This is a genomic window from Mesorhizobium sp. M7A.F.Ca.US.011.01.1.1, assembly GCF_003998295.1.
Taxonomy (GTDB): domain Bacteria; phylum Pseudomonadota; class Alphaproteobacteria; order Rhizobiales; family Rhizobiaceae; genus Mesorhizobium.
In genome coordinates, this window is record NZ_RZRT01000015.1 from 67,895 (window position 1) to 93,277 (window position 25,383).

Sequence of the window (25,383 nt, forward strand, 5' to 3'; positions counted from 1 at the left end):
TGCTCCAGGGTGGTCAGGAGGTTTTCTCCGGGCCGCAACTTTCGGAACACATGGTCCGCTTCGGCACAGTGAGCTTGTGCCGCAACAGGACGCCGTCGGCGGCGTCGCGATGCCTCGGGCCAGATCATGGTAAGCGGCTGGTAAACGCCAGCGCCACGGCGCGTTCCCGTTTACCAGCCGTTCACCTTTGTTGGTTCCAAAGTTTAACAAAAACAGTGACTTGCTACTGAAAAGCCAGCTCTCCGCCCAGCTAGGGCGTCATCCGGCGGGAATCCTGCATTGCCCTTTCCGCGGCGACGAGGCCGAGGCGAGTGGAGGCTGTAGGATGCGGAATTACGGGGGTCTTGTTCACGCGGTCGGCGGGTTCGCCAGGGATCGCGGTGGAAATTTCGCAGTCCTGTTCGGCCTCAGCGCCTCGGTCTTGGCGCTGGCTGTCGGCTTCTCGGTCAACGTATCGCAGCTCTACAATGCCAGATCGAGCCTCCAGAGCGTGGTCGACGCCGCGGTCACGTCGACGGCACGCGACCTGACGACCGGCGCCATCAAGGAAGCCGATGCCAACACATCGGTGCAGGCTTTTCTCGACGCCAACAGCACGGCAGGCATCCTGCAGGCCAACCAAATCGTGCTCGACAAGCTGACTGTCAACAGGACCGCCAAGACGGTCCAGGCCGACGCCCATGTCGATGTCGGGCTGTATTTCCCGATTTTTGGCACGGGCGACATGAAACGCGTCGCCGTCTCCACGACGGCGCTCTATTCGGACAAGACCATCGAAGTGGCGATGATGCTCGATGTGACCGGATCGATGGGGCCGAACGCATGGGCCAAGACCAACAAGATCGCCGACTTACAAAATGCCGCTTCCGGGGCTGTCAGCGATCTGCTGGACAACAACATCGATGCGAAAAACCCACGCGTGCGTGTGGCGATCGTTCCCTATGCCGAAGCGGTGAATACCGGCGGTCTCGCTGACAGCGTCTTCGTCGAGGCGAGAGGCGGGCCGGATCTGCCGCCGCCTGTGGATGCTCCGGTTTCGGCGTCGGTGACACCCGCGCCGGACAAATGTGCCACGGAACGCAAAGACAAGGATGGCTATGCCGATACGTCATCCGACGGGCCTTACACGTCGCGGTGGGACAACAAAGGCAAAGAGTATCTGGCTAAAATCAATAGGGATGATCACATGAGAACGTGCCCGACGCCCGAGCTCATCCCGTTGTCGGCCGACGAGGACAAACTGCTCGACACGATCGACGATTTCAGCGCGGCTGGTGTGACCGCCGGCGGCATCGCCGTGCAGTGGGGTTACTACATGCTTTCGCCGTCCTGGCGCCCGACGATCGTCAATGCCGGGCTCGGCGCGGGTCCCGCCAATTTCGACAAGAGGAAAGTCGCCAAGGTTGCCATCCTGATGACGGACGGCCAGTTCAATACAGCGTTCGCCGGCGGTCGCGGGGCGTCCAAATCGCAGAACGCGGGCCAGATGTCGCGTGGCAATGCCGAAGGTATCTGCGACGCCATGAAGCGCGACGGCATCGAAATCTTCACGATAGGCTTCGACCTGAACGATCCGACCATGAAGGCGACCGAACGGGATCAGGCGAAAAGCGTGCTCCAGGATTGCTCCACGGCGGACACATCCTCGCTGAAGCATTATTACGAGGCCGCAACCGGTGCGGAACTGAAGCAGGCATTCGATGACATCGTCCGGAACATCGAGAAGGTCACCGTTGCCAAATAAGCTCTTGAGAACTGCGGTTCAGTTGTGATCGCCCAAACGGAAAAGGCCGCCGCTTCTTTCGAAGCCGGCGGCCTTCCGTGTTTCCGTCCGTGGCGCGGCCCTATGGCGATGACCTATGAGGTCACCCGCCGCGCATTTCGCGCCTTAACGGGAAGACTGCTTCCCGAAAGTGCAATCCGCTGAGGCCACGTTCTGGAAAACGAAATCACTCGACATCGGATCACCTCCTTTCGATTTGTTGAACACATACTCATGATGGGGTGCGTTGCAGCAAAAGACAAGGCGCAGGTTTGAAAAAGTCGGGAAGGTGCTTTTGGCACGACACTGGGTTGCGGGCTGTCGGCCGGGCAGGCAAGATCATGGCATAGAGCCGAGCCGGCAACCCGGGTCGGCCCCTGTGGGAGGAATGCATGGAAGCAGCCGAGAGAGCGGCGCGGATCGTGCGGACGGTTGTCGAGACGCTGAAACCGGGCTTTGCCGTCAGGCTGTGGACCGGGGAGCGGATCGGCCCCGCCACAGGTCCGGTGCTCACCATCAACGACCAGGACATCGTCTGGCAGATCGTGAAGCGACCGTCCCTGTCGACGCTGATCGAGATGTGGATTTCAAAGACGATCGACATCGAAGACGGGACGATCTTCGACTTCTACGCCCTGCCGTCGCAAGGCAAGCTCAGAACCAAGCTCAAGTCGCTGCCGAAAATGGCGATCCTGCGCGACCTGCCTTCCGTGCTTTTGGCACGCAAGCAGATGACGGCGCGGACCGATCTTTCGGGGCGCAATCCTTATGTCAGCGGTTCGAGCCAGGAGGCGATCCAGCATCACTATGACATTTCGAACGCCTTCTACCGGCTCTTCCTCGACGAGCGCATGGTCTACAGTTGCGGCTACTTCAAGGATTTCGACAACAGCATCGATCAAGCGCAGATCGACAAGCTCGACCATATCTGCCGCAAACTCCGGCTGAAACCGGGCGAACGACTGCTCGACATCGGCTGTGGCTGGGGAGCGATGCTGATCCATGCCGCGAAGAACTATGGCATCATCGGCCACGGTGTCTCGCTGTCGCAGGCCCAGACCGAGCTGGCCCGTGAGCGCATTCGCGCCGAGGGGCTGGAGGACCGCATCACCATCGAGATCAAATCCTATGCGGAGCTTACAGGCAGCTTCGACAAGATCTCGTCGATCGGCATGTTCGAGCATCTCGGGCTCGCCAACCACGCCACTTATTTCAAGACCATTCATCGCCTGCTGAAGCCCGGCGGCATCTATCTGCACCACGCCATCACCCGGCGCAGCAAGGGCGACATGAAGAAGACCCTGCGCAAGGGGCCGGAGTTCAAGGCGCTGCTCAAATACATTTTCCCCGGCGGCGAACTCGACACGATCGGCATGACAACAGGCAATCTCGAGGCGCACGGCTTCCTGGTCTACGACGTGGAGAATCTGCGCGAGCATTACGCCCGCACCTGTCGCCTGTGGGCCGAGCGCCTGCATGCGCGTTTCGACGAGGCTATCGCCGAGGTGGGCGAGGCCAGGGCGCGGCTATGGCTGCTCTACCTGACCGGCTGTTCGATCACCTTCGAACGTGCCTCGGCACAGATTTTCCAGACCGTCGTGACCAAGCGCGCGCGTGGTCCAAGCGGCCTGCCGCCGACGCGGGCGGATCTATATCCATAGCTTACACGAAGCGCATCGCGTCGCCGACTTCGACGCGCGCCGGCCGATCGACCGTACAGTAGACGCCGAGATTGTGGGCGTTATGGCGGACCAGGTTGCGCAGGATCGCCGGATCATGGTCGAAGCCATCCTGGGCGACGATGGTGAAACCGCAGCGGCGGCAGGGTTCCGAGATGGTCAGCAGGAGATCGCCGACGGCAAGCTTGCGGCCGATCCATTCCGTTTCGGGAAATGACCCTTCGATTGCCGCCATGTCGACGACGATGTTGGGGCGGAAGCGGCGTGGGTCGACGACCCCTTCCGGGTGCAACGCTTTGAGCCGTGCCAGCGAGGCGGTGGTCAACAGATGGATGGGCGCCTTGCGGTAGCGCTCCGCGGTCAGCGGGCCGGAATAGCTGGGTGCGGCATTCTCGCGGCGAAACGGTCGGATCGAGGCCTCGAAGCCGAGATAGGCCGACACCGCGCGGTCGCTCTCGATACTTGGCGCAGCCAGCCAGTTGTCCCCGGGAACGGCAATCTCGAGTTCCAGGGTCGGCGACAGCCGGGTGCGGATGCGCGGCACCTTGTGCCATTTCGCGTCGCGGTCCGGTCGCGCGATCTCATTGTCGGACGCGTCGACAAGGCCGAACATACGGTCGCCCTCGATGCTCTCGATATCGACCGAGATTGTTTCCCGACGCTCGCCGGCAAGCGAACTCGCCGGATAGCGCCAGAGTTCACTGACAGTGCCGAGCGCGGCCTGCATCATCAGCTCTTCTTGTTCTGCCGGTTGGCGACCAAATCATCGACGACGGCTGGATCGGCGAGCGTCGAGGTATCGCCGAGCGCTGAAAAATCGTCCTCGGCAATCTTGCGCAGGATGCGGCGCATGATCTTGCCGGAGCGCGTCTTCGGCAGGCCTGGCGCGAACTGGAGCTTGTCTGGCGAAGCGATGGCGCCGATCTCCTTGCGGACATGGGCAACCAGCTCCTTGCGCAGTTCCTCGCTCGGCTGCTCGCCGGCCATCAGTGTGACGTAGCAGTAGATGCCCTGGCCCTTGATGTCATGCGGATAGCCGACGACGGCGGCTTCCGAAACCTTGTCGTGGCTGACCAGTGCGGATTCGACCTCGGCCGTGCCCATGCGATGGCCGGAGACGTTGATGACGTCGTCGACGCGGCCGGTGATCCAGTAATAGCCATCGGCGTCGCGGCGGCAGCCGTCGCCGGTGAAGTACTTGCCCTTGTAGGTCGAGAAATAGGTCTGGATGAAGCGATCATGATCGCCATAGACGGTGCGCATCTGGCCGGGCCAGGAATCGGTGATGCACAGATTGCCGTCGGCCGCACCTTCCAGCACCTTGCCCTCGCCGTCGACCAGCTGCGGCTTGACGCCGAAGAAGGGCCGTGTCGCCGAACCCGCCTTGAGGTCGGTGGCGCCCGGCAGCGGCGTGATCAGGATGCCGCCGGTCTCGGTCTGCCACCATGTGTCGACGATCGGAACCTTGCCGTTGCCGACGATGTTGAAATACCACTCCCAGGCTTCCGGATTGATAGGCTCGCCGACCGAACCCAGCACGCGCAGCGACTTGCGCGACGTCTTGCTGACATGCGCATCGCCGGCGCCCATCAGCGCGCGTAGCGCCGTCGGCGCGGTGTAGAAGATATTGACCTTGTGCTTGTCGATGACTTCCCAGAAGCGCGACTGCGACGGATAGTTCGGCACGCCTTCGAACATCAGCGTGGTGGCGCCGTTGGCGAGCGGGCCATAGACGATGTAGCTGTGGCCGGTGACCCAGCCAACATCGGCGGTGCACCAGTAGATGTCGCCGTCATGGTAGTCGAAGACATATTGGTGGGTCATCGAGACGTAGACGAGATAGCCGGCGGTGGTGTGCAGCACGCCCTTCGGCTTGCCGGTCGATCCCGAGGTATAGAGGATGAACAGCGGGTCCTCGGCCTTCATCTTCTCGGGCTTGCATTCGGCTTTCACCGTCGCGACCTCGTCGTGGTACCAGACGTCGCGGCCGGGAATCCAGCCGGTCTTGCCGCCGGTGCGGCGCACGACCACCACCTTTTCGACTTTCGTCCCGGCCTTCGCGGCGATCTCGATCGCCTTGTCGGTGTTTTCCTTCAACGGGATCGGCTTGCCGCCGCGCAGGCCTTCATCTGATGTGATGACGAAGGTCGACTTGCAGTCGTCGATGCGGCCGGCCAGCGCATCCGGCGAGAAGCCGCCGAAGACGATCGAATGGACGGCGCCGATACGCGTGCAGGCCAGCATCGCATAGGCGGCTTCCGGGATCATCGGCATGTAGATGGTGACGCGGTCGCCTTTCTTGACGCCGTGTTTCTTCATCACATTGGCGAGCCGGCAGACATGCTCGTAGAGCTCGTTATAGGTGATCTTCTTGTCGTCGTAGGGATTGTCACCTTCCCAGATGATGGCGGTCTGGTTGCCGCGCTTCTTCAGGTGCCGGTCGATGCAGTTGTAGGAAACGTTGGTCAGTCCGTCCTCGAACCATTTGATCGAGACCTTGCCGTCGAAGGAGGTGTTCTTGACCTTGCTGAAGGGCTTGAACCAGTCGATACGCTTGCCGTGCTTGCCCCAGAATTTGTCCGGGTTCTTGAGGCTGTCGGCATACCATTTCAGGTAGGTGTCATTGTCGATCAGCGCGTTTTTCTTCCACGCCGGCTGGACGCGATGGACATGAACCTCGGACATTCCTGACTTTCCTCCCGAACCGATCCGCCGGCTTGAAATGTCGGCGGGATCGCGGCGACACGGCCGCGAATTCGGCGGCATTATTACCAGTTCCGCCGTTACGGCAACATTAGACGTTGGATTCGCGCGGCGGGATGCCGCAGGTAGCTTCTCCGAGGCTGTCAGCACTCGGAGGGGTTCGCTGCTAACTGCATGTTTTCGCATGCCAAAGCCGGTTCAGATGAAGAAAAAATCAATAGACGGTTAATCAGCGGCGCGCACAATCAGCCGTGGGAGGACAGGCGAATCAACCTGGGGACCGTCATGCGCGACCATGCCGAAATGGACCTGATGCTCAAAGGCTATGGCTTGACCACGGCCAAGATTCTTTATCACTTTCCCGATCACCCGCATCTGCTGCAGAGCTTCATCTGGCAGGACTACGATCTGGCGCCGAAGTTTCCGGTGCTGATCAAGTTCATCGAATTCTGGAAGGCCAAGCTGGACGGGCCGCTGCATTCGATCAGCTACACCCACCAGAAGCTGATCGCGCCGAATGAATGGCGCAAGGTGGATGGTGAGTTCGTGCTGCACTGAGAGCAGTAGGCAGGCATTTTATCGACCATTATTGGTTGGCGCAAACGCCCATCGCGTCGTCATCCACGGGCGAAGCAAGGAGCGAAGCGACGCGGCGCAGACCCGAGGATCCATGCCGGGACTCCGAAGCGTCACAACGGTGCAGAATTCTGCTCCGCTGCACTTTACGGCCAAGGTCGCGGCATGGATCCTCGGGTCTTCGCGACGCCGCTTCGCGGCTGCTCCGCCCGTGGATGACGAAGTTGAGGGGCTACGGCTACTCCCCAATGCCTATGGCGGCCCCGGAACGTAGGACTGCGACTTAATCACACCACCGGCGGGCTCAGCCGAGCAAAGCCTTCCTGCCGCCGATACGGGAAGTACGGGTAGGGCGCGGTGACTTCGCTTGCCGCGTCGAGTTTCCTGATCTGCTCCGGCGTCAACGTCCAGCCGACGGCGCCGAGGTTCTGGCGCAACTGCTCCTCGTTGCGGGCGCCGATGATGACCGACGACACGGTCGGGCGCTGCAGCAGCCAGTTGATGGCGATCTGCGGCACGGTCTTGCCGGTCTCCAGCGCCACCGCATCAAGCGCATCCATAACCCGGTAGAGATGCTCGTCCTCGACCGGCGGTCCGAAGCTTGCCGTGTCGTGCAGCCGGCTCTTTTCCGGCAAGGACTGGCCACGGCGGATCTTGCCGGTCAGGCGGCCCCAGCCAAGCGGGCTCCACACCAGCGCACCGACGCCCTGGTCGAGGCCGAGCGGCATCAGTTCCCACTCATAGTCGCGGCCGACCAGCGAATAGTAGACCTGATGCGCGACATAGCGCGGATAGCCTTGGCTGTCGGCCTGCGCCAACGACTTCATCACCTGCCAGCCGGAGAAATTGGAGACGCCGACATAGCGCAGCTTGCCGGCGCGAACCAACTCGCCCAGCGTCGACAGAACCTCCTCGATCGGTGTGCCGGCATCGAAGGCGTGCAGCTGCAGCAGGTCGATGTAATCGGTGCCGAGGCGCCTCAGCGCATCATCCACGGATCTGATCAGCCGCGACCGAGACGAGCCATAGTCGGCCGGCCCGTCGCCCATCGGCAGCGCGGTCTTGGTCGAGATCAGCACGGCGTCGCGGCGGCCTTTTATGGCTTCGCCCAGCACCTCTTCAGAAGCGCCGTTCGAATAGACGTCGGCGGTGTCGAACAGGTTGACGCCGGCCTCCAGGCAAATGTCGACCAGCCGCCGCGCTTCCCTGGCATCGCTGTTGCCCCAGGCGCCGAACAGCGGGCCGGAACCGCCAAAGGTTCCCGCGCCAAATGAGAGTGCGGGCACTTTTAGGCCCGATGCACCGAGACGTCGGTAGTCCATCTTTTTACTCCTGTGGAACGAAGGGTGTCGAAAGCGGGTTTGCAGAGGACGGTCACGACCGGATGGAGGCAGGCTCGCCGAGCGTGACGGTGCGATCGAGACGCAGCGCCAGTCCCGCCACGGCGAGTGCCGCGAGCGGCAGCAGGGCGGCGACCCAGGTGAGGGAACCCAGGCCAAACCCATGGGCAATGACCGCGCCGCCAAGCCAGGCGCCTGCGGCGTTGCCGAGATTGAAGGCGGCGATGTTGAAGGACGAGGCGAGGCTCTGACCGGCACCTTGCGCCTTGTCCAGCACCCACATTTGCAGGGGCGCCACGGTGGCGAAGGCGGCGGCACCGAGCAGGCCGACATAGATGACGGCCATCACCTGGCTATGGATGGCGAAGGTCATCGTTGCGAGCACCAGTGCCAGCACCACGAGACTGCCGAGCACGGCCGGCGCCAGCCAGCGGTCGGCGACTTTGCCGCCAAGCAAATTGCCAGCAATGAGGCCGCCACCGAAGACGAGCAGGATCGGCGATACCGCTGCTTCCCCAAAGCCGCTGATCTCGGTCAGCAGCGGTGCGATATAGGTGAAGACGGCGAAGACGCCGGCATAGCCGAGCACCGTGGTGGCGAGGCCGAGCAGGACGGGGGTGCGGCGTAAAACGGCGAGATCGGCGCGCAGGTCGCTCTTTTCGGGCGTCGTCCGGCTGCGTGGCACCAGAGCCAGGATGACGGCGAAGGCCGCCACACCGACCAATGTCACCGCCCAGAAGGTCGCCCGCCAGCCGAAGGCCTGGCCGAGCCAGGTGCCGAAGGGCACGCCGAGGATGTTGGCGATGGTCAGGCCGGTGAACATCAGCGCGATCGCCGAAGCCTTCTTGTTGGGTGCGACCAGTCCGGTGGCGACGACAGAGCCGACGCCGAAGAAGGTGCCGTGGGCAAAGGCGGTGATGATGCGGGCGCCCATCAGCGTCCAGTAGTCCGGCGCCAGCGCACAGGCGAGATTGCCAAGCGTGAAGATCGCCATCAGCGCCAGAAGCACGGTCTTGCGTGGCCAGTTGCCGGTGGCGATGGTCAGCAAGGGCGCGCCGATGACGACGCCAAGCGCATAGCCCGAAATGAGCTGGCCGGCGGCCGAGATCGAAACGCCGAGATCCTTGCTGACATCGAGCAGCAGACCCATGATGACGAATTCGGTGACGCCGATGCCGAAGGCACCGGCGGCGAGGGCGTAGAGAGCAAGAGGCATGGCGGTTTCCACTTCGATGACGAAGAGCGCCGTCCCGCGCCCCGACCCCTGAGATCGTGCTCCCCTGCATTGTGAACCAGACTTGCCTTGGGCACATTTTCTGTGAAATAGATTCACAAATGGCCAGGCCTGACATCAACCGCTCCGGCGAGATCGAAGTTTTTGTGCGCGTCGTCGCGGAAGGCAGTTTTTCCTCTGCGGCACGCGCGTTGCGCATGACGCCGTCGGCGGTGAGCAAGCTGATCGCGCGGCTGGAGGCCCGGCTTGGCGCGCGGCTGGTCAGTCGTTCGACGCGAAAGCTGCAACTGACGCCGGAAGGCACAGCGTTCTACGACAGCGGCCTGCGCATCCTCGCCGACATGGCGGCGGCCGAGCAGGAGGCCGCGGCGGGTGCGGCACCGCGCGGAAGGCTGCGCGTCAACAGCTACGTGCCCTTCGGGGTACACCGGCTGGTCCCGCTTCTGCCACGCTTCCTCGAACGCTACCCCGAGATTTCAGTCGATCTGGTGCTGACCGACAGCGTCATCGACCTGATGGCGGAACGCGCCGATGTCGCCATCCGTGCCGGGCCGCTGAGTGAGTCACGGCTGGTGGCGCGCAAGCTCGGGCAAAGCCCGGTGGTCGTCGTTGCAGCACCTTCCTATCTGGAGAAGCACGGCATGCCACCGACGCCAGCCGATCTCGACAGGCACAACCGCATGGGCTTCGGGTTCGTCAGGCATCTCGATGGCTGGCCGTTCCTCGACGCGGACGGCCGCGCCATCATGGTTCCCATCACCGGCAACACGCTGGTCAGCGATGGCGAGGCGATGCGGCTGATGGCGCTGGCGGGCGCGGGCATCGCCCGGCTCGCGCGCTGGCATGTGGCGGCCGATATCGCCGCCGGTCGGCTGGTGTCGCTGCTGGAGGCATTCAATCCCGGCGACGAGGAGCCCACCCATGCCGTCTATGTAGGCCAGGGCCGGCATCTGCCGGCGCGGGTGCGTGCCTTTCTCGACTTTCTGGGTGAGAGCGTCCGGCTGAGCTGACATCCGGGAGCCACGGGCTCCCGGGATGTCAGCGTGGGCTATATTTATGCTTTCGGCGTGAACGGCGCCGGGCGGCGGCCCGCTGCCTGGCGCTCCAGCATCCAGCCGGGATATTCGGACGGCAGGGCGCTGACCTCGTCGAGACGAAGCAGATCGTCGCTGTCGAGCTTCACTTCAGTGGCGGCAAGGTTCTGCTCCAGCTGCTCCATGCGGCTGGCGCCGATGATGACGCTCATCACGAAGGGCTTGGCCAGGACATAGCCGAGCGCCACCGTGGCGACGCTGACATCATGCTTCTTGGCGATTTCGCGCATGACGGCAACGGCCGCCCAGGCACGGTCCTCATTGACCGGCGGGAAGTTGAAGGACGCGCGGCGGCCTTCGCCATTGCCGGGCGCGCCGGGGCCATATTTGCCGGACAGCAGGCCACCGGCCATCGGCGACCACACCATCAGGCCGAGCTTCTCCTCATTGAGCAAGGGTACGATTTCGCGCTCGAGGTCGCGGCCGGCGATCGAATAGTAGGATTGCACGGTCTCAAAACGGGCGAAACCCTTGCGCTCGGCGATGCCGAGCGCCTTGGCGATGCGCCATGCCGCCCAGTTGGAGACGCCGACATAGCGAACCTTGCCGCTGGCAACGAGATCGTCGAGCGCCCGCAGCGTTTCGTCGATCGGCGTCACGGTGTCGGTGCCGTGCAGCTGGTAAAGATCGATATGGTCGAGTTGCAGCCGCTTCAGGCTGGCATCGACCGAATCCATGATGTGGCCGCGTGAAGAGCCGCGCTGGTTCGGACCGTCGCCCATGGCGCCGTGGGCTTTGGTGGCGATGACCACATTCTGCCTGTTGACGCCGAGATCCCTGAGCGACTGGCCGAGCAGCCGTTCGGATTCGCCAAAAGAGTAGACGTCGGCCGTATCGAAGAAATTGACGCCGGCGGCAAGCGAATGGGCAACGATCTCATTGACGCCCTTCTGGTCGAGGCTGGCGATCAGGCCCCATTGGGCATTCTGGCCGGCAGCACCGAAGGTCATGGTGCCGAGGCACAGTTCGGAGACGAACATCCCTGTATTTCCAAGCTGGTTGTAGCGCATGGTGGCGGCTCCAGAGAGTTTGTGATGACGCAAAGCAAATAGGAACGGTACGTTTCGTTTCCAGTCTTGGTGCAATGGACTCGCCGGACTGGCCCACAGGTCTTTAGCCGGATCTGTGCTGAAGCATCGGCGACCGTCAGGAACGCAACGATGAAAATAGAGTCAGGCTGCCCAAGGATTAGAGATCGAGATCCCGGATCATCGTCTCGGAGCGCCGATTGACCTCCTCGATGAAGTCGTCATCCCACTCCGGGCCGGAAAAAAGATATTCTGTAAGCGAATGCTTTGCGCCGACCAGTCTCTGGTAGTGTTCGGCAGCCAGCACGACAACAGCGGGCTTTCCGCGCACGGTGATGGTCTGAGGTCCCTTTTCGCGCGCCTGCTGGACCAGCTCCGAGAGCTTGTTCTTTGCGTTCTGAAGATCCCAGTTCATGAGGACTGCTCGCTCGATAGCTTGGCTAACTATAGCAGACATTCCTAAAGGTCGGCAGCGCTGCTGGCCAACAGATGTGTCCGCTATCGGCTGCCGAAGATCGCCGAGCCCACCCGCACGCTGGTGGCGCCGAAGGCGATCGCCGTCTCGTAGTCGCCGGACATGCCCATCGAGAGTTTGGCGACGTCGGCTTCCTTGCCGAGCTTTTCCAACAGCGCGAAGTGCGGGCCGGGGTTCTCGTCGGCCGGCGGGATGCACATCAAGCCCTCGATGGCGAGGCCATGCACGTCGCGGCAGCGGGCGACGAAGGCCACCGCCTCCCGGGGCTCGATGCCAGCTTTCTGCGGCTCGGAGCCGGTGTTGACCTGGACGTAGAGCTTCGGTGCACGGCCCTGCCTGGCGATCTCCTTGGCCAGTTCGGCGGCGATCTTCTCGCGATCGACCGTTTCGATGACGTCGAACAGCGTCACCGCTTCCCGAGCCTTGTTGGATTGCAGCGGGCCGATCAGATGCAGTTCGATACCCGGAAATGCGTCCTTCAGATCAGGCCATTTGCCTTGCGCCTCCTGCACGCGGTTCTCGCCGAAGACGCGCTGGCCGGCCTCGATGACCGGGCCGATGTCGGCAGCGTCGAAGGTCTTTGAGACCGCGACCAGGGTCACGGCGCCGGCTTCGCGGCCGGCCTCGCGCTCGGCGGCGGCGATCTTCGCCTTGACCGCGAAAAATTGCTGAACGGCGTCACCCATATGCAAATCCTGCTGTTTTGACCGGCGTTTTTGTCAGACGCGATACCCATATGGTTGACGGGTTTGCCAAACCATGGTGAACACCCGGACCACATTCCCTGAACTGCCGAGCCGTCGCCCACGGTTCGCGCATGCTTTTAAGTGAAAAACGTCCCATGGCAACCGAACGATACAATCCGCGCGCGTCAGAGCCCAAATGGCAGAAGGCCTGGGACGTCAAGAAGCTGTTCGAAGCGCACAATGACGATCCGCGCCCGAAATACTACGTGCTGGAAATGTTCCCCTATCCGTCGGGGCGCATCCATATCGGTCATACCCGCAATTACACGATGGGTGACGTGGTGGCGCGCTACAAGCGGGCCAAGGGCTTCAACGTGCTGCACCCGATGGGCTGGGACGCCTTCGGCATGCCGGCCGAAAACGCGGCGATGCAAAACAAGGTCCATCCCAAGGAATGGACCTACCAGAACATCGCCACCATGCGCGAGCAGCTCAAGGTCATGGGGCTGTCGCTGGATTGGGCGCGCGAATTCGCCACCTGTGACGTCGACTATTACCACCGCCAGCAGATGCTGTTCCTCGATTTCGTCGAGAAGGGGCTGGTGACGCGCAAATCCTCCAAGGTCAACTGGGATCCGGAGGACATGACCGTGCTCGCCAACGAGCAGGTCATCGATGGACGCGGCTGGCGCTCGGGCGCGCTGGTCGAACAGCGCGAACTGACGCAGTGGTTCTTCAAGATCACCGACTTCGCCCAGGATCTGCTGGATTCGCTCGACGGCCTCGACGAATGGCCGGAAAAAGTGAAGCTGATGCAGCAGAACTGGATCGGCCGCTCGGAAGGCCTGCTGATCCGCTGGCCTCTGGCCGACGCCTCTGATGGCGAGCATGAGCTGGAAGTCTATACGACAAGGCCCGACACCATCTTCGGCGCTTCCTTCATGGCTGTCGCCGCCGATCATCCGTTGGCCAGGAACGCCGCTGCGCACAATCCGGCGCTGGCGAAGTTCATCGAGGATATCGGCCATATGGGCACCTCGGTGGCGGCGCTGGAGACAGCTGAGAAGAAGGGTTTCGACACCGGCATTCGCGTCGTCCATCCGTTTGACGACAACTGGACGCTGCCTGTCTATGTCGCCAATTTCGTGCTGATGGAATACGGCACCGGCGCCATTTTCGGCTGTCCGTCCGGCGACCAGCGCGACCTCGACTTCGCCAACAAATACGGCCTGCCGGTGATTCCGGTGGTGATGCCGGAAGGCGAGAATCCGGCGACGTTCCAGATCATCGATGAAGCCTATGTCGATGACGGCGTGATGATCAATTCGCGCTTTCTCGACGGCATGAAGCCGGATCAGGCTTTCGACGAAGTCGCCAAACTGCTGGAGCAGAAGACGATCGGCAACCGGCCGATGGCCGAGAGCAAGGTGAATTTCCGCCTGCGCGACTGGGGCATTTCGCGCCAGCGCTACTGGGGCTGTCCGATCCCGATGATCCATTGCGAGGCTTGCGGCGTGGTGCCGGTGCCGAAGGCGGACCTGCCGGTGAAGCTGCCCGACGATGTCGATTTCGACCGCCCGGGAAATCCGCTCGACCGCCATCCGACATGGCGCCATGTGAAATGTCCGCAATGCGGCAGGGATGCGCGGCGCGAAACCGACACGATGGACACGTTCGTCGATTCGTCTTGGTACTTCGCCCGCTTCACCGCGCCGTGGGCGCATGAACCGACCGATCCCAAAGCGGCCAACGAATGGCTGCCGGTCGACCAGTATATCGGCGGGATCGAGCACGCGATCCTGCATCTGCTCTATTCGCGCTTCTTCACCCGCGCCATGCGCGAGGCCGGTCATGTCGATCTGGCCGAGCCGTTCAAGGGCCTGTTCACGCAAGGCATGGTGGTGCACGAAACCTATCGCGTCGGCTCGGCATCGAATGGCCGCTGGCTGGCGCCCACCGAAGTTCGGCTGGAGGATGTCGACGGCAAGCGCAGCGCCATCGACATCGCCACCGGCGAGGCCGTCACCATCGGTCCGCTGGAAAAGATGTCGAAATCGAAGAAGAACACGGTGAGCCCGGAAGACATCACCGATGGCTACGGCGCCGATACGGCGCGCTGGTTCATGCTGTCGGATTCTCCTCCCGAGCGCGATGTCGAGTGGACCGACGATGGCGCTGCCGGTGCGCATCGCTTCATCCAGCGCATCTGGCGCCTGGTGTCGACGGCGGCCGAAACACTGGCCGGCATCAAGCCCTTAGCGGCCAGCAGCGGTGAGGCCGCGGTGGTTTCCAAGGCCGCGCACAAGATCCTGAAGGCGGTCGGAGAGGATATCGAGAAGCTCGCCTTCAACCGCGCCATCGCCCGCATCTACGAACTGGCCAACGCGCTGACCACGCCGCTCAACGAGGTGGCCGAAGGCAAGGCCGATGCAGCGCTGAAAGGCGCCTGCCGGCAGGCGGTGGAGATTCTCGTGCATCTGATCGCGCCGGTCATGCCGCATCTGGCCGAGGAGTGCTGGGCAACGCTTGGCGGCACCGATCTCGTTGCCGAACGGCCTTGGCCGGTCTTCGATCCGGCGCTGGTCGTCGACAACGAAGTCACCTATCCGGTACAGGTCAACGGCAAGAAGCGGGGGGATTTGACAATTGCCCGCGACGCGGACCAAGGTGCGGTCGAAAAAGCGGTATTGGCTCTCGACTTCGTGCAGAAAGCACTCGAAGGGAAGGCTCCGCGCAAGGTGATCATCGTGCCGCAGAGGATCGTCAATGTCGTTGCCTGATCGGGAAAAGACAGAGTTGAGCCATTTGCTGCGCCGCATAGCGCTTGCCGGCTTGATAGGTTCGCTCGCGCTTGTCTCGGCCTGCACGGTGCGGCCGCTCTATTCGAGCGCGCCGCTGTCGGGTTCGCAGGCCAGTGCCAGTGCCGAACTGGCGTTGATCGGCATCAAGCCGGTCAATACGCGTTACGGCCAACAGGTGCGCAACAATCTGATTTTCGGGTTTGGACGAGGCGCCGGCGAGCCGGCCTCGCCGGCATATTCGCTCAATCTCGGCGTGACCGAAGCGGTCGAGTCCGCGGCACTCGTGCAGGTCGGAACGGATGAAGACGAACCGACCGCCGGTTCCGTGACGCTGACCGGCAGCTATACGCTGGCTGATGCGAAGACCGGCGTGGTGATCGCATCCGGCAAACGTTCGATCACCTCGTCCTTCGACAGGCCGCGTCAGGAATTCGCCGCATACCGGGCGCAGATCGACGCCGAGAATCGCGCTGCGCGAGAGTTGGCGGAAGCGCTGCAGCTGTCCATTGCCCAGGACCTTGTCCGGCACGGCAAGACCGGCTAGCGCACCTCATCGCTTCACGGAAACGGTCTGGCTCCAGGCATGATGGGGTGATCGCGGGATCGTGACCAGATTCCCGAACAGAGCCAGATTCCGAACAGGGATTGTCCGAAGATACCCATCGAGCTGCTGCGGCACGGCGAGTAGATCGCGCCACCAGCGTGGATGCGGGGAGACGACGATCGTGCCGTGTCGCTCGCAGACCACCACGAAGATTTTGGGTGCCCAGGGATGGTCGGCGATCCATCCGGGAAGCAACTGTTAACCACTCGCTCCCTATTGCTCGGCAGACATTTCAAAGTGAGTCTTGAGAATGGAAGCCAAGCGTTTTTCCCGGGTCAATTTATCGACGGCTGCATTGCCTGATGGCCCCGAGGGGAAGCGCTTGGAGAGCATCGGCGACAGGGGTGGTCAGCGAAGTTCTTCCGCGGCAGGCGACCTCGATCGTCCGGCTCGCAAGGAGCCGGACGGCCGGCAGCCCACCACACGCCAGGCTGGCTATTCCGCGCCGGTGGTCGATCTCGGCGGCAACAAGCGGCCCTATATGGAACCGCGGGGTTGCTCGGACGATACGCCTTCGAAAATCGGCGATATCGAGAGCCCTGCCTGGCAGGAATATTTCTTCCTTGCACCCAACGTGCGTTTTACACGCACGCCGGATTATGAGGCCAGGAAGCATCGTCCGCAGCACGAGCGTGTTGTCGAACACGCCGCGACGCGCCCAGCAGAGCAAGCCGTTGCTCAATCCATGATCAACGGGGCGTCCTCCGCGCCTTCGCTACTGGCATTGCCGGCTTCGGTGAAAAGCCCTGCTTCCCAGCCGTTGGCCGGCCACGCCTCGGCCAAAACGACCACTTCCGAAAGGCTGCGCTGGCCATATCTTTCGGATCATGCCTTCTTCGAGGCCATGGCACCCTATCTGGTCGACGTTTCGTCGCCGGCCCGGCAGACCGGTCCAGCGTCGCCTGCACCGGTCGCCGTGGCGCAAGGCACCGCTATGCCGATCGACATCCGCCCAGGGACCGATGCCACCGCATTGTTTCGTGTCATCGACTGCCTACCGGGCCAGGCCTTGAAGCCGTTGCCGGATGTTTGGCCGGCCAATTCGAACCAGGCCGTCGCCCAACCTGACGTGCCGGCGAGCAATGCGCCGTCGCCGGTCCAGCCTGTCGCAATTCCAGCCGCCAAAAGCGACGCTGTTTCCGCGTCGGCCGCGCCAAGTGTGAACGTCTCTGCACGGGCCGTTGCCGCCCGCTCCGCGCGCTTGCCTAGGGCTGGAAAGGTCGTGCTGTCAACCGCGGGAGATCCCTATGAGCTTCCCTCCGAAGAGCTGTTGCAGCAGCCGCCGGAGGGACAAGGCTTCTACATGTCGCAGGAGCGGCTCGAGCAGAACGCGGATCTGCTGGAAAGCGTGCTCGAAGACTTCGGCGTGCGCGGCGAGATCATCCATGTTCGCCCAGGCCCGGTCGTCACGCTCTATGAGTTCGAGCCGGCGCCGGGCGTCAAATCTTCTCGCGTCATTGGGCTTGCCGACGATATCGCCCGCTCCATGTCGGCGATTTCGGCGCGCGTCGCCGTCGTGCCCGGCCGCAACGTCATCGGCATCGAGCTCCCGAACGAAACGCGCGAAACCGTCTATTTCCGGGAGCTGATCGAATCGGAAGGCTTTCGCAAGACCAGCTGCAAGCTGGCGCTTTGTCTCGGCAAGACGATCGGCGGCGAGCCGGTCATCGCCGAGCTGGCGAAGATGCCGCATTTGCTGGTGGCCGGAACCACCGGCTCCGGCAAGTCGGTCGCCATCAACACCATGATCCTGTCGTTGCTCTATCGGCTGAAGCCGGAAGAATGCCGGCTGATCATGGTCGATCCCAAGATGCTCGAACTCTCTGTCTATGACGGCATCCCGCATCTTCTGACGCCCGTCGTCACGGATCCCAAGAAAGCCGTGACGGCGCTCAAATGGGCGGTGCGCGAAATGGAGGACCGGTATCGCAAGATGGCGCGGCTCGGTGTGCGCAACATCGACGGCTACAACGAGCGTGCCGCCGCTGCCCGCGACAAGGGCGAAACCGTCGTCATGACCGTGCAGACCGGCTTCGAAAAGGGCACCAGCGAACCGCTTTTCGAACAGCAGGAAATCGACCTTGCGCCGATGCCCTACATCGTCGTCATCGTCGACGAGATGGCCGACCTGATGATGGTCGCCGGCAAGGAGATCGAAGGCGCGATCCAGCGTCTGGCGCAGATGGCGCGCGCCGCCGGCATTCACCTGATCATGGCAACGCAGCGCCCTTCGGTCGATGTCATCACGGGCACGATCAAGGCCAACTTTCCAACCCGGATTTCCTTCCAGGTGACATCGAAGATCGACAGCCGCACAATCCTGGGCGAGCAAGGCGCCGAACAATTGCTTGGCCAGGGCGACATGCTGCACATGATGGGCGGCGGGCGCATCTCGCGCGTGCACGGGCCGTTTGTTTCCGACGCGGAGGTCGAGCATGTCGTCGCGCATCTCAAGGCGCAAGGGCGCCCTGAATATCTGGAAACCGTGACGGCCGATGAGGACGAGGAAGAAATCGAAGACGATCAGGGCACGGTCTTCGACAAGGGATCCGTTGCAGCCGAAGACAGCGACGCGATCTACGACGAGGCGGTCAAGGTGGTGGTGCGCGACAAGAAATGCTCGACGTCCTACATCCAGCGGCGCCTCGGCATCGGCTACAACCGCGCTGCGTCCCTGGTCGAGCGTATGGAAAAGGAAGGCTTGGTCGGCACACCCAACCATGTCGGCAAGCGCGAAATCATCATGGGCCGGCGCCAGCCGGCCGGCGCGCCCGAGGACGATGGCGCGGACTGATCGGCAGCCCGCTTGAAGCGCACATGAAAAGGCCGGTTGCCCGGCCTTTTCATCACAAGCGAATTGGCTTCAGCCGATCGCCATTCTCAGCCGATCTTCTGGCCGGTTTTTGCCCAGTCGGCAAGGAACTGTTCCAGGCCCTTGTCGGTCAGCGGGTGCTTGACCAGTGCCTTCAGGGTCGCCGGCGGCGCGGTCACGACATCGGCGCCGATGAGCGCCGCCTGCTTGACGTGGTTCACGGTGCGCACCGAAGCGACGAGGATCTCGGTCTGGAAATCGTAATTGTCGTAGATCTGCCTGATCTCCTGGATCAGCTCCATGCCGTCGATGCCGATGTCGTCGACGCGGCCGACGAAGGGCGAGATGAACGAGGCACCGGCCTTGGCCGCCAGCAGCGCCTGGTTGGCCGAAAAGCACAGCGTGACGTTGACCAGGCGGTTCATCTCGGTGCGGATCGTCTTGCAGGCCTTGAGACCGTCCAGCGTCAGCGGCACCTTGATGCAGACATTGTCGGCGATCTTGGCCAGAACCTTGGCCTGCTGCATCATCTCGGAATATTCGGTGGCGGTGACTTCAGCCGAGACCGGACCCTTGACGATGTCGCAAATCTCTCTGGTGACGTCGGCGATCTTGCCGCCGGATTTGAGGATCAGCGACGGATTGGTGGTGACGCCGTCGAGCAGCCCCAGATCGTTCAGCTCACGGATATCCTTGACGTCGGCGGTGTCGACAAAAAATTTCATGGCGGGTCTCCTGAAGATTTTCATGTGCATGTCATGCACATTCGGGGTCGGCCTTTGATCTAGACCAAAGTCAGGGCAAGGTCACGCCTCATGATCGAAGATTCGCCCTTTGTCACAGCCGCGCCGGTGCTGGTGCCGATGCCCGCCGAACGCCCCTACACCTATGCCGTGCCCGCCGGCATGCGCGTGGTGCCGGGCTCGATCGTGCGCGTGCCGCTCGGGCCGCGCCAGGTCGCCGGCATCGTCTGGGATGGCGCGGTCGAGAAGGTCGACGCGAAAAAGCTGCGCCCCATCGAACAGGTCTTCGACTGCCCGCCGATCGACCGCGCCATGCGCCGTTTCGTCGACTGGGTGGCGCAGTACACGCTGTCGCCGCCGGGCATGGTGGCGCGCATGCTGCTCAGGGCGCCGGAGGCTTTCGACCCCGAACCGTGGATCGAGGGGCTGCAGCGCACGCTTCTCGCACCCGACCGGATGACGGGCGCCAGGCAGCGCGTGCTGGAGACGGCCGAAGGCGGCCTTGCCTGGACGCGCTCCGGCCTCGCTCACGCCGCCGGCGTGTCGTCGACGGTGATCGACGGCCTGAGGGCGCAAGGCGTGTTCGAGACCGTGATGATCCCGCCGCGCCCGGTGGTGGCCGCGCCCGATCCCGGCTACGCCATTCCGGAACTGATGCCGGACCAGAGCGCCGCGGCGCAGATGCTGCGCGCCAATGTCGCAGCCGGCGTGTTCAACGTCGCGCTGCTCGACGGCGTCACCGGATCAGGCAAGACCGAGGTCTATTTCGAGGCGGTGGCGGCTGCGCTCGACCAAGGCAGGCAGGTGCTGATCCTGCTGCCGGAAATCGCGCTGACGCATGCCTTTCTCGAGCGCTTCCAGCAGCGCTTCGGCGCCAAGCCGGGTGAATGGCATTCCGACCTGCCGCCGCGGATGCGCGAGCGGGTTTGGCGGCAAGTGGCGGAAGGCGGCGTGCGGGTCGTCGCCGGTGCGCGTTCGGCGCTGTTCCTGCCGTTCAAGGAGCTCGGCCTGATCGTCGTCGACGAGGAGCACGACCCTGCCTACAAGCAGGAGGACCGCGTCTTCTACAATGCGCGTGATATGGCCGTGGTGCGCGGCCATATCGGCAGCTTCCCCGTCGTGCTGGCGTCGGCGACGCCGTCGGTCGAAAGCCGGGTCAATGCCAGCCAAGGTAAATACAACAGAGCGGTGCTTTCCGCTCGCTTCGCCGAGGCGGCGCTTCCGCATCTGAAGGCGGTCGACATGCGGCGCGCGCCGCCGGCGCGTGGCGGTTTCCTGTCGCCGGTGCTGCTCGACCAGATGCGCCAGACGCTGGAGAGGCAGGAGCAGTCGCTGCTGTTCCTCAACCGGCGCGGCTATGCGCCGCTGACGCTGTGCCGGGTCTGCGGCCACCGCTTCGGCTGCCCGGTCTGCTCGGCCTGGCTGGTCGAGCATCGTTTTCGCGGCCAGTTGGTCTGCCATCATTGCGGGCACAATGAGCGCCGCCCCGAAGCCTGCCCGGAATGCGGCACGCTCGATCATCTGGTCGCCTGCGGGCCAGGTGTCGAGCGGATCGCCGAAGAGGTCGTTGCGCATTTTCCCGACGCGCGCACCATCGTTTTGTCGTCCGACCTGATGGGCGGCGTGCGGCGGCTGCGGCTGGAGCTGGAGGCGATCGCCGATGGCGAGGCCGACATCGTCATCGGCACGCAGCTCGTCGCCAAGGGCCACAACTTTCCCAACATGACACTGGTCGGCGTCGTCGATGCCGATCTCGGCCTTGCCAATGGCGATCCGCGCGCCGCCGAGCGCACATTCCAGCTGCTCAGCCAGGTCACCGGCCGCGCCGGCCGCACCGGCAAGAAGAGCCTTGGCCTGCTGCAGACTTTTCAGCCCGACCACCCGGTGATGCGGGCGATCGTCTCGGGCGACGCCGAGGCGTTTTACGAACGTGAGATCGCCGAGCGCGAACGGGCCGCACTGCCGCCTTTCGGCCGGCTCGCCGGCGTCATCGTCAGTGCGGTGACGCGGGCGGAAGCCGAGGGCCATGCGCGCGGCCTGCGCCGCGCCGCGCCCGAGGCGACGGATTTGTTCGTGCTCGGCCCGGCGGAGGCGCCGCTGTCCCTGCTAGGCGGCCGCCATCGCTTCCGCCTGCTGATCCAGGGCGAGCGGCGCGCCGACATGCAAGGTTTTATCAGGGCCATGCTGGCCAACGGGCCAAAACAGCGCGGTTCGGTCAGGGTGCAGGTCGATATTGATCCGCAGAGCTTTTTGTAAGGTCGCGCTTTCAGCGATAGGTTGCCGCAAGCCAGCGAGATGTGGAAACTCATATGAAAACCCTCGGCCTTCTGGGCGGCATGAGCTGGGAATCGACCGCGATCTACTACCGCCTGCTCAACGAGATCGTGCGCTCGCGGCTGGGCGGGCTGCATTCGGCCAGATTGCTGCTCTGGTCGTTCGACTTCGCCGAGATCGCCGAGCGGCAGCATCACGGCGACTGGGACGGCGCCGGCGTGCTTCTCGTCGAAGCAGCGCGCAAACTCGAGGCCGGCGGCGCGGAAGGTCTGCTTTTGTGCACCAACACCATGCACAGGCTGGCCGATGAGGTGCAGGCGTCGGTGTCGATCCCGCTGATCCACATCGCCGACGCCACGGCGGTGGCGGTCAAGCGCGCCGGCATGCAGCGGCCGGCGCTGCTGGCGACGCGCTTCACCATGGAGCAGGACTTCTACAAGGGCCGGCTCGCCGACAGATTTGGATTGAGCCCTGTGGTGCCGGATGCGGCCGGGCGCGACATGGTCCATCGTGTCATCTATGAGGAACTGTGCCAAGGCATCGTCAAGGAGACTTCAAAGGCGGCTTATATAGCCGAGACCGAGCGCCTGCGCCGCGAAGAGGCGGCCGACAGCGTCATCATGGGCTGCACCGAGATCACCATGCTCATCGGCCAGCAGGACTTCGACGTTCCGGTCTTCGATACAACGCGCATCCATGCCGAGGCGGCGGTCGAATTCACGCTGGGCTGACAGGCTTCCGCAAATTGCCGGACTCCATCTGGCGTCCTTTCTTTCCTTCGCTAGAATGCCCGGAATTTCAAAACAGGCATTTCGAGGGGACGAGATGGATTTTGCGCTTCCGTGGCCGACGAGCCAGGGCGAATGGCTGGCGTGGTCAAGCGCCGTCGTCACCGTGCTGCTCGGGCTTTTGTTTTTTCTGGCACCCAATCTCGCCTTCCGTGCCCTGCGCCTGCAGGTCAAGCCCGAGAAGGCTGCGGCGATCGCCGAGGGACGCGGCAGGATGTCGGGCTTCTATCTCGGCGTCGGCCTGTGCTGCATCCTCTTGGCGCAGCCGCTGATCTACATGGCGCTCGGCTTCTCCTGGCTGTTCACCGCCTTTGGCCGGCTGCTGTCGATGATGTCGGATGGCGCCAACACGCCTTTCAATTGGGTTTCCATTGTGGTGGAATTGGTGCTGGCGGCATTGCCGCTCGCCTTTGCCTTCGGCTTTCTGCCTTGAATCGTTGGGTATTCCGCGATGGAAGACGGGTGACTTTCGCCGGATGCGACAATAGTGCCTGAAAACCATGCGGAACGACGCATTGCGGTCTTAAAATGCCTGTGCTAGACGGCAATCGACTTTCGGCCGGGGATAGCGGAAGCCGCGCCTCCGTGCACGAAAAAATGCAGTAAGGTCAAAGATTTAGCCAGAGTTTTTGCTCGCGCCAACAATCTACGGCCTGTCAGACAAGAGAAAAGACGGTCCGTGGCTCAATCGTCATCGCCAATCTCAGGTGTCGCAGAACGCTATGCGGGTTCGCTGTTCGAACTCGCCCTGCAGGCAAATTCCGTGGCCAAGGTCGAAGCCGACCTCAACAGTTTCGAAGCGATGCTCGCGGGCAGCGCTGATCTCACCCGGCTGATCAACAGCCCGGTGTTCTCCAGCGAGGACCAGGCCAAGGCCATCGCGGCGATCGCCGACAAGGCCGGGATTGCCGGCCTCACGGGCAATTTCCTGCGCGTCGTCGCCCGCAACCGCCGCCTGTTCGCCATTCCCGGCATGATCAGGGCATTCCGCCAGATATCCGCCGAACATCGTGGCGAGACCGCTGCTGAAGTGACGTCGGCGCATGAGCTGACGGCTGCCCAGCAGACCGAACTCAAGGCGGCGCTGAAGAGCGTTGCCGGCAAGGACGTGGCCATCTCCGTCACCGTCGATCCGTCGCTGCTCGGCGGGCTGGTGGTCAAGATGGGCTCGCGCCAGATCGATACGTCGCTCAAAACCAAACTCAATTCGCTCAAGCTTGCACTGAAAGAGGTCGGCTGATGGACATCCGCGCCGCGGAAATTTCCGCAATTCTGAAAGACCAGATCAAGAATTTCGGCAAGGAGGCCGAGGTCTCCGAAGTCGGACAGGTGCTGTCCGTCGGTGACGGTATCGCCCGTGTCTACGGCCTCGACAATGTCCAGGCCGGCGAAATGGTCGAATTCCCCGGCGGCATCCGCGGCATGGCGCTCAACCTCGAAGCCGACAATGTCGGCGTCGTCATCTTCGGCGCCGACCGCGACATCAAGGAAGGCGACATCGTCAAGCGCACCGGCGCCATCGTCGACGTCCCCGTCGGCCCCGGCCTGCTCGGCCGCGTCGTCGACGCGCTCGGCAATCCGATCGATGGCAAGGGTCCGATCAAGGCGGTCGAGCGCAAGCGCGTCGACGTCAAGGCGCCCGGCATCATCCCGCGCAAGTCGGTGAACGAGCCGATGTCGACCGGCCTCAAGGCCATCGATGCGCTGATCCCGGTCGGACGCGGCCAGCGCGAGCTGGTCATCGGCGATCGCCAGACCGGCAAGACCGCCATCATCCTCGACACGATGCTCAACCAGAAATCGGTGCACGACAACGGCCCCGAGAAGGAAAAGCTCTACTGCGTTTACGTCGCCGTCGGCCAGAAGCGCTCGACCGTCGCGCAGTTCGTCAAGGTGCTGGAAGAGCGCGGCGCGCTCGAATACTCGATCATCGTCGCCGCCACCGCTTCCGATCCGGCGCCGATGCAGTTCCTGGCGCCGTTCGCCGGCGCCACCATGGGCGAATACTTCCGCGACAATGGCATGCACGCGCTGATCAGCTATGACGATCTGTCGAAGCAGGCCGTCGCCTATCGCCAGATGTCGCTGCTGCTGCGCCGCCCGCCGGGCCGCGAAGCCTATCCGGGTGACGTCTTCTACCTGCATTCGCGCCTGCTCGAGCGCGCCGCCAAGCTCAACGACGATCTGGGCGGTGGGTCGCTGACCGCCCTGCCGATCATCGAGACGCAGGCCAACGACGTGTCGGCCTACATCCCGACCAACGTGATCTCGATCACCGACGGCCAGATATTCCTCGAAACCAACCTGTTCTTCCAGGGCATCCGTCCTGCGGTGAACGTCGGCCTGTCGGTCAGCCGCGTCGGCTCGGCCGCGCAGATCAAGGCGATGAAGCAGGTTGCCGGCTCGATCAAGGGCGAACTCGCGCAGTACCGCGAAATGGCGGCCTTCGCGCAGTTCGGCTCCGATCTCGACGCCGCCACGCAGCGCCTGCTCAACCGCGGATCGCGCCTGACCGAACTCCTGAAGCAGCCGCAGTTCTCGCCGCTGAAGACGGAAGAGCAGGTCGCGGTGATCTTCGCCGGCGTCAACGGCTATCTCGACAAGCTGCCGGTCAACCAGGTCGGAAAGTTCGAGCATGGCCTGCTCAGCCACATGCGTGCGGCGGGCAAGGACGTTCTCGACGCCATCCGCAAGGAAAAGGCGCTGTCGGATGATCTGCGCGCCAAGCTGAAGGCCGAGATCGACACTTTCGCCAAGACCTTTGCCTGAGCGAATTGCCAGTCG

The 25,383-nt window shown here is 63.2% G+C and carries 20 protein-coding genes; 12 read left to right on the forward strand and 8 right to left on the reverse strand.

Translation table 11 applies throughout. From position 1 onward, the window contains the following. Positions 1-325: 325 nt before the first annotated feature. Complete coding sequence (locus EOA13_RS16750) at positions 326-1,744, forward strand: pilus assembly protein (protein ID WP_127294185.1); 1,419 nt, start codon at positions 326-328, stop codon at positions 1,742-1,744. A 410-nt stretch (positions 1,745-2,154) separates the two neighbouring features. Then, positions 2,155-3,423, forward strand: coding sequence for a cyclopropane-fatty-acyl-phospholipid synthase family protein (locus tag EOA13_RS16755; protein ID WP_127294187.1), 1,269 nt, complete (start codon positions 2,155-2,157; stop codon positions 3,421-3,423). A gap of 1 nt (position 3,424) precedes the next feature. Here the strand turns inward: EOA13_RS16755 and EOA13_RS16760 are convergent, their stop codons facing one another. Further along, positions 3,425-4,171: an MOSC domain-containing protein gene (locus EOA13_RS16760; protein WP_245490401.1), complete on the reverse strand. Its 747-nt coding sequence runs from the start codon at positions 4,169-4,171 to the stop codon at positions 3,425-3,427. Further along, entirely contained in the window at positions 4,171-6,126 is a 1,956-nt protein-coding gene (gene acs / locus EOA13_RS16765; RefSeq protein ID WP_127294189.1) for an acetate--CoA ligase, read from the reverse strand. Before acs ends, EOA13_RS16760 begins: the two co-directional genes overlap by 1 nt. A 303-nt stretch (positions 6,127-6,429) precedes the next feature. On the opposite strand from acs, the gene EOA13_RS16770 reads away from it, so the two are divergent. Beyond that, the gene (locus EOA13_RS16770) at positions 6,430-6,702 is read left to right on the forward strand and encodes an usg protein (protein WP_013529022.1); all 273 of its coding nucleotides are present in this window, start codon (positions 6,430-6,432) and stop codon (positions 6,700-6,702) included. Between the two features lie 305 nt (positions 6,703-7,007). Here EOA13_RS16770 and EOA13_RS16775 read toward each other — a convergent pair whose 3' ends face one another. Both EOA13_RS16775 and EOA13_RS16780 read right to left on the reverse strand, forming a co-directional pair. Then, complete coding sequence (locus EOA13_RS16775) at positions 7,008-8,042, reverse strand: aldo/keto reductase (protein ID WP_127294191.1); 1,035 nt, start codon at positions 8,040-8,042, stop codon at positions 7,008-7,010. 52 nt (positions 8,043-8,094) lie between these two features. Next, complete coding sequence (locus EOA13_RS16780) at positions 8,095-9,276, reverse strand: MFS transporter (protein WP_127294193.1); 1,182 nt, start codon at positions 9,274-9,276, stop codon at positions 8,095-8,097. Positions 9,277-9,395: 119 nt separating this feature from the next. On the opposite strand from EOA13_RS16780, the gene EOA13_RS16785 reads away from it, so the two are divergent. Next, positions 9,396-10,304, forward strand: a complete 909-nt coding sequence (locus EOA13_RS16785; RefSeq protein WP_127294195.1) for a LysR substrate-binding domain-containing protein — start codon at positions 9,396-9,398, stop codon at positions 10,302-10,304. Between the two features lie 44 nt (positions 10,305-10,348). Here the strand turns inward: EOA13_RS16785 and EOA13_RS16790 are convergent, their stop codons facing one another. The 3 genes from EOA13_RS16790 to EOA13_RS16800 all read right to left on the reverse strand — a co-directional run bounded on the left by EOA13_RS16790 (position 10,349) and on the right by EOA13_RS16800 (position 12,577). Then, positions 10,349-11,398 (reverse strand): aldo/keto reductase, encoded by a 1,050-nt coding sequence (locus EOA13_RS16790; protein WP_127294197.1) that lies wholly within the window; start codon positions 11,396-11,398, stop codon positions 10,349-10,351. Between the two features lie 178 nt (positions 11,399-11,576). Continuing rightward, positions 11,577-11,831: a type II toxin-antitoxin system Phd/YefM family antitoxin gene (locus EOA13_RS16795; RefSeq protein ID WP_127294199.1), complete on the reverse strand. Its 255-nt coding sequence runs from the start codon at positions 11,829-11,831 to the stop codon at positions 11,577-11,579. A gap of 83 nt (positions 11,832-11,914) precedes the next feature. Further along, positions 11,915-12,577, reverse strand: a complete 663-nt coding sequence (locus EOA13_RS16800; protein ID WP_127294201.1) for a YggS family pyridoxal phosphate-dependent enzyme — start codon at positions 12,575-12,577, stop codon at positions 11,915-11,917. A gap of 155 nt (positions 12,578-12,732) precedes the next feature. Here EOA13_RS16800 and leuS point away from each other — a divergent pair, with 155 nt between their 5' ends. From leuS to EOA13_RS16815, 3 genes are all read left to right on the forward strand, one after another. Next, positions 12,733-15,357 carry a leucine--tRNA ligase gene (leuS, locus tag EOA13_RS16805; RefSeq protein ID WP_127294203.1) on the forward strand — a complete coding sequence of 875 codons (2,625 nt, stop codon included), beginning with the start codon at positions 12,733-12,735 and terminating at the stop codon, positions 15,355-15,357. Continuing rightward, positions 15,344-15,922 (forward strand): LPS assembly lipoprotein LptE, encoded by a 579-nt coding sequence (gene lptE / locus EOA13_RS16810; protein ID WP_023811749.1) that lies wholly within the window; start codon positions 15,344-15,346, stop codon positions 15,920-15,922. Before leuS ends, lptE begins: the two co-directional genes overlap by 14 nt. A gap of 310 nt (positions 15,923-16,232) precedes the next feature. Continuing rightward, on the forward strand, positions 16,233-18,776 hold the full coding sequence (locus EOA13_RS16815) for a DNA translocase FtsK (RefSeq protein WP_127294205.1): 2,544 nt from the start codon (positions 16,233-16,235) through the stop codon (positions 18,774-18,776). An 86-nt stretch (positions 18,777-18,862) separates the two neighbouring features. On the opposite strand, the gene fsa is transcribed toward EOA13_RS16815, so the two are convergent. Continuing rightward, positions 18,863-19,519: a fructose-6-phosphate aldolase gene (gene fsa, locus EOA13_RS16820; RefSeq protein WP_127294207.1), complete on the reverse strand. Its 657-nt coding sequence runs from the start codon at positions 19,517-19,519 to the stop codon at positions 18,863-18,865. 90 nt (positions 19,520-19,609) lie between these two features. Between fsa and EOA13_RS16825 the strand changes: the two genes are divergently transcribed. The 5 genes from EOA13_RS16825 to atpA all read left to right on the forward strand — a co-directional run bounded on the left by EOA13_RS16825 (position 19,610) and on the right by atpA (position 25,368). Beyond that, positions 19,610-21,793: a primosomal protein N' gene (locus tag EOA13_RS16825; RefSeq protein ID WP_127294209.1), complete on the forward strand. Its 2,184-nt coding sequence runs from the start codon at positions 19,610-19,612 to the stop codon at positions 21,791-21,793. A 53-nt stretch (positions 21,794-21,846) separates the two neighbouring features. Beyond that, positions 21,847-22,542 (forward strand): aspartate/glutamate racemase family protein, encoded by a 696-nt coding sequence (locus tag EOA13_RS16830; RefSeq protein WP_127294211.1) that lies wholly within the window; start codon positions 21,847-21,849, stop codon positions 22,540-22,542. 94 nt (positions 22,543-22,636) lie between these two features. Continuing rightward, positions 22,637-23,032, forward strand: coding sequence for a DUF4345 family protein (locus EOA13_RS16835; protein WP_127294213.1), 396 nt, complete (start codon positions 22,637-22,639; stop codon positions 23,030-23,032). Positions 23,033-23,278: 246 nt separating this feature from the next. Then, positions 23,279-23,839: a F0F1 ATP synthase subunit delta gene (locus EOA13_RS16840; protein WP_023762496.1), complete on the forward strand. Its 561-nt coding sequence runs from the start codon at positions 23,279-23,281 to the stop codon at positions 23,837-23,839. Continuing rightward, positions 23,839-25,368, forward strand: a complete 1,530-nt coding sequence (gene atpA, locus EOA13_RS16845) for a F0F1 ATP synthase subunit alpha (RefSeq protein WP_127294215.1) — start codon at positions 23,839-23,841, stop codon at positions 25,366-25,368. The genes EOA13_RS16840 and atpA overlap by 1 nt, the downstream gene beginning before the upstream one ends. Positions 25,369-25,383: the final 15 nt, after the last annotated feature.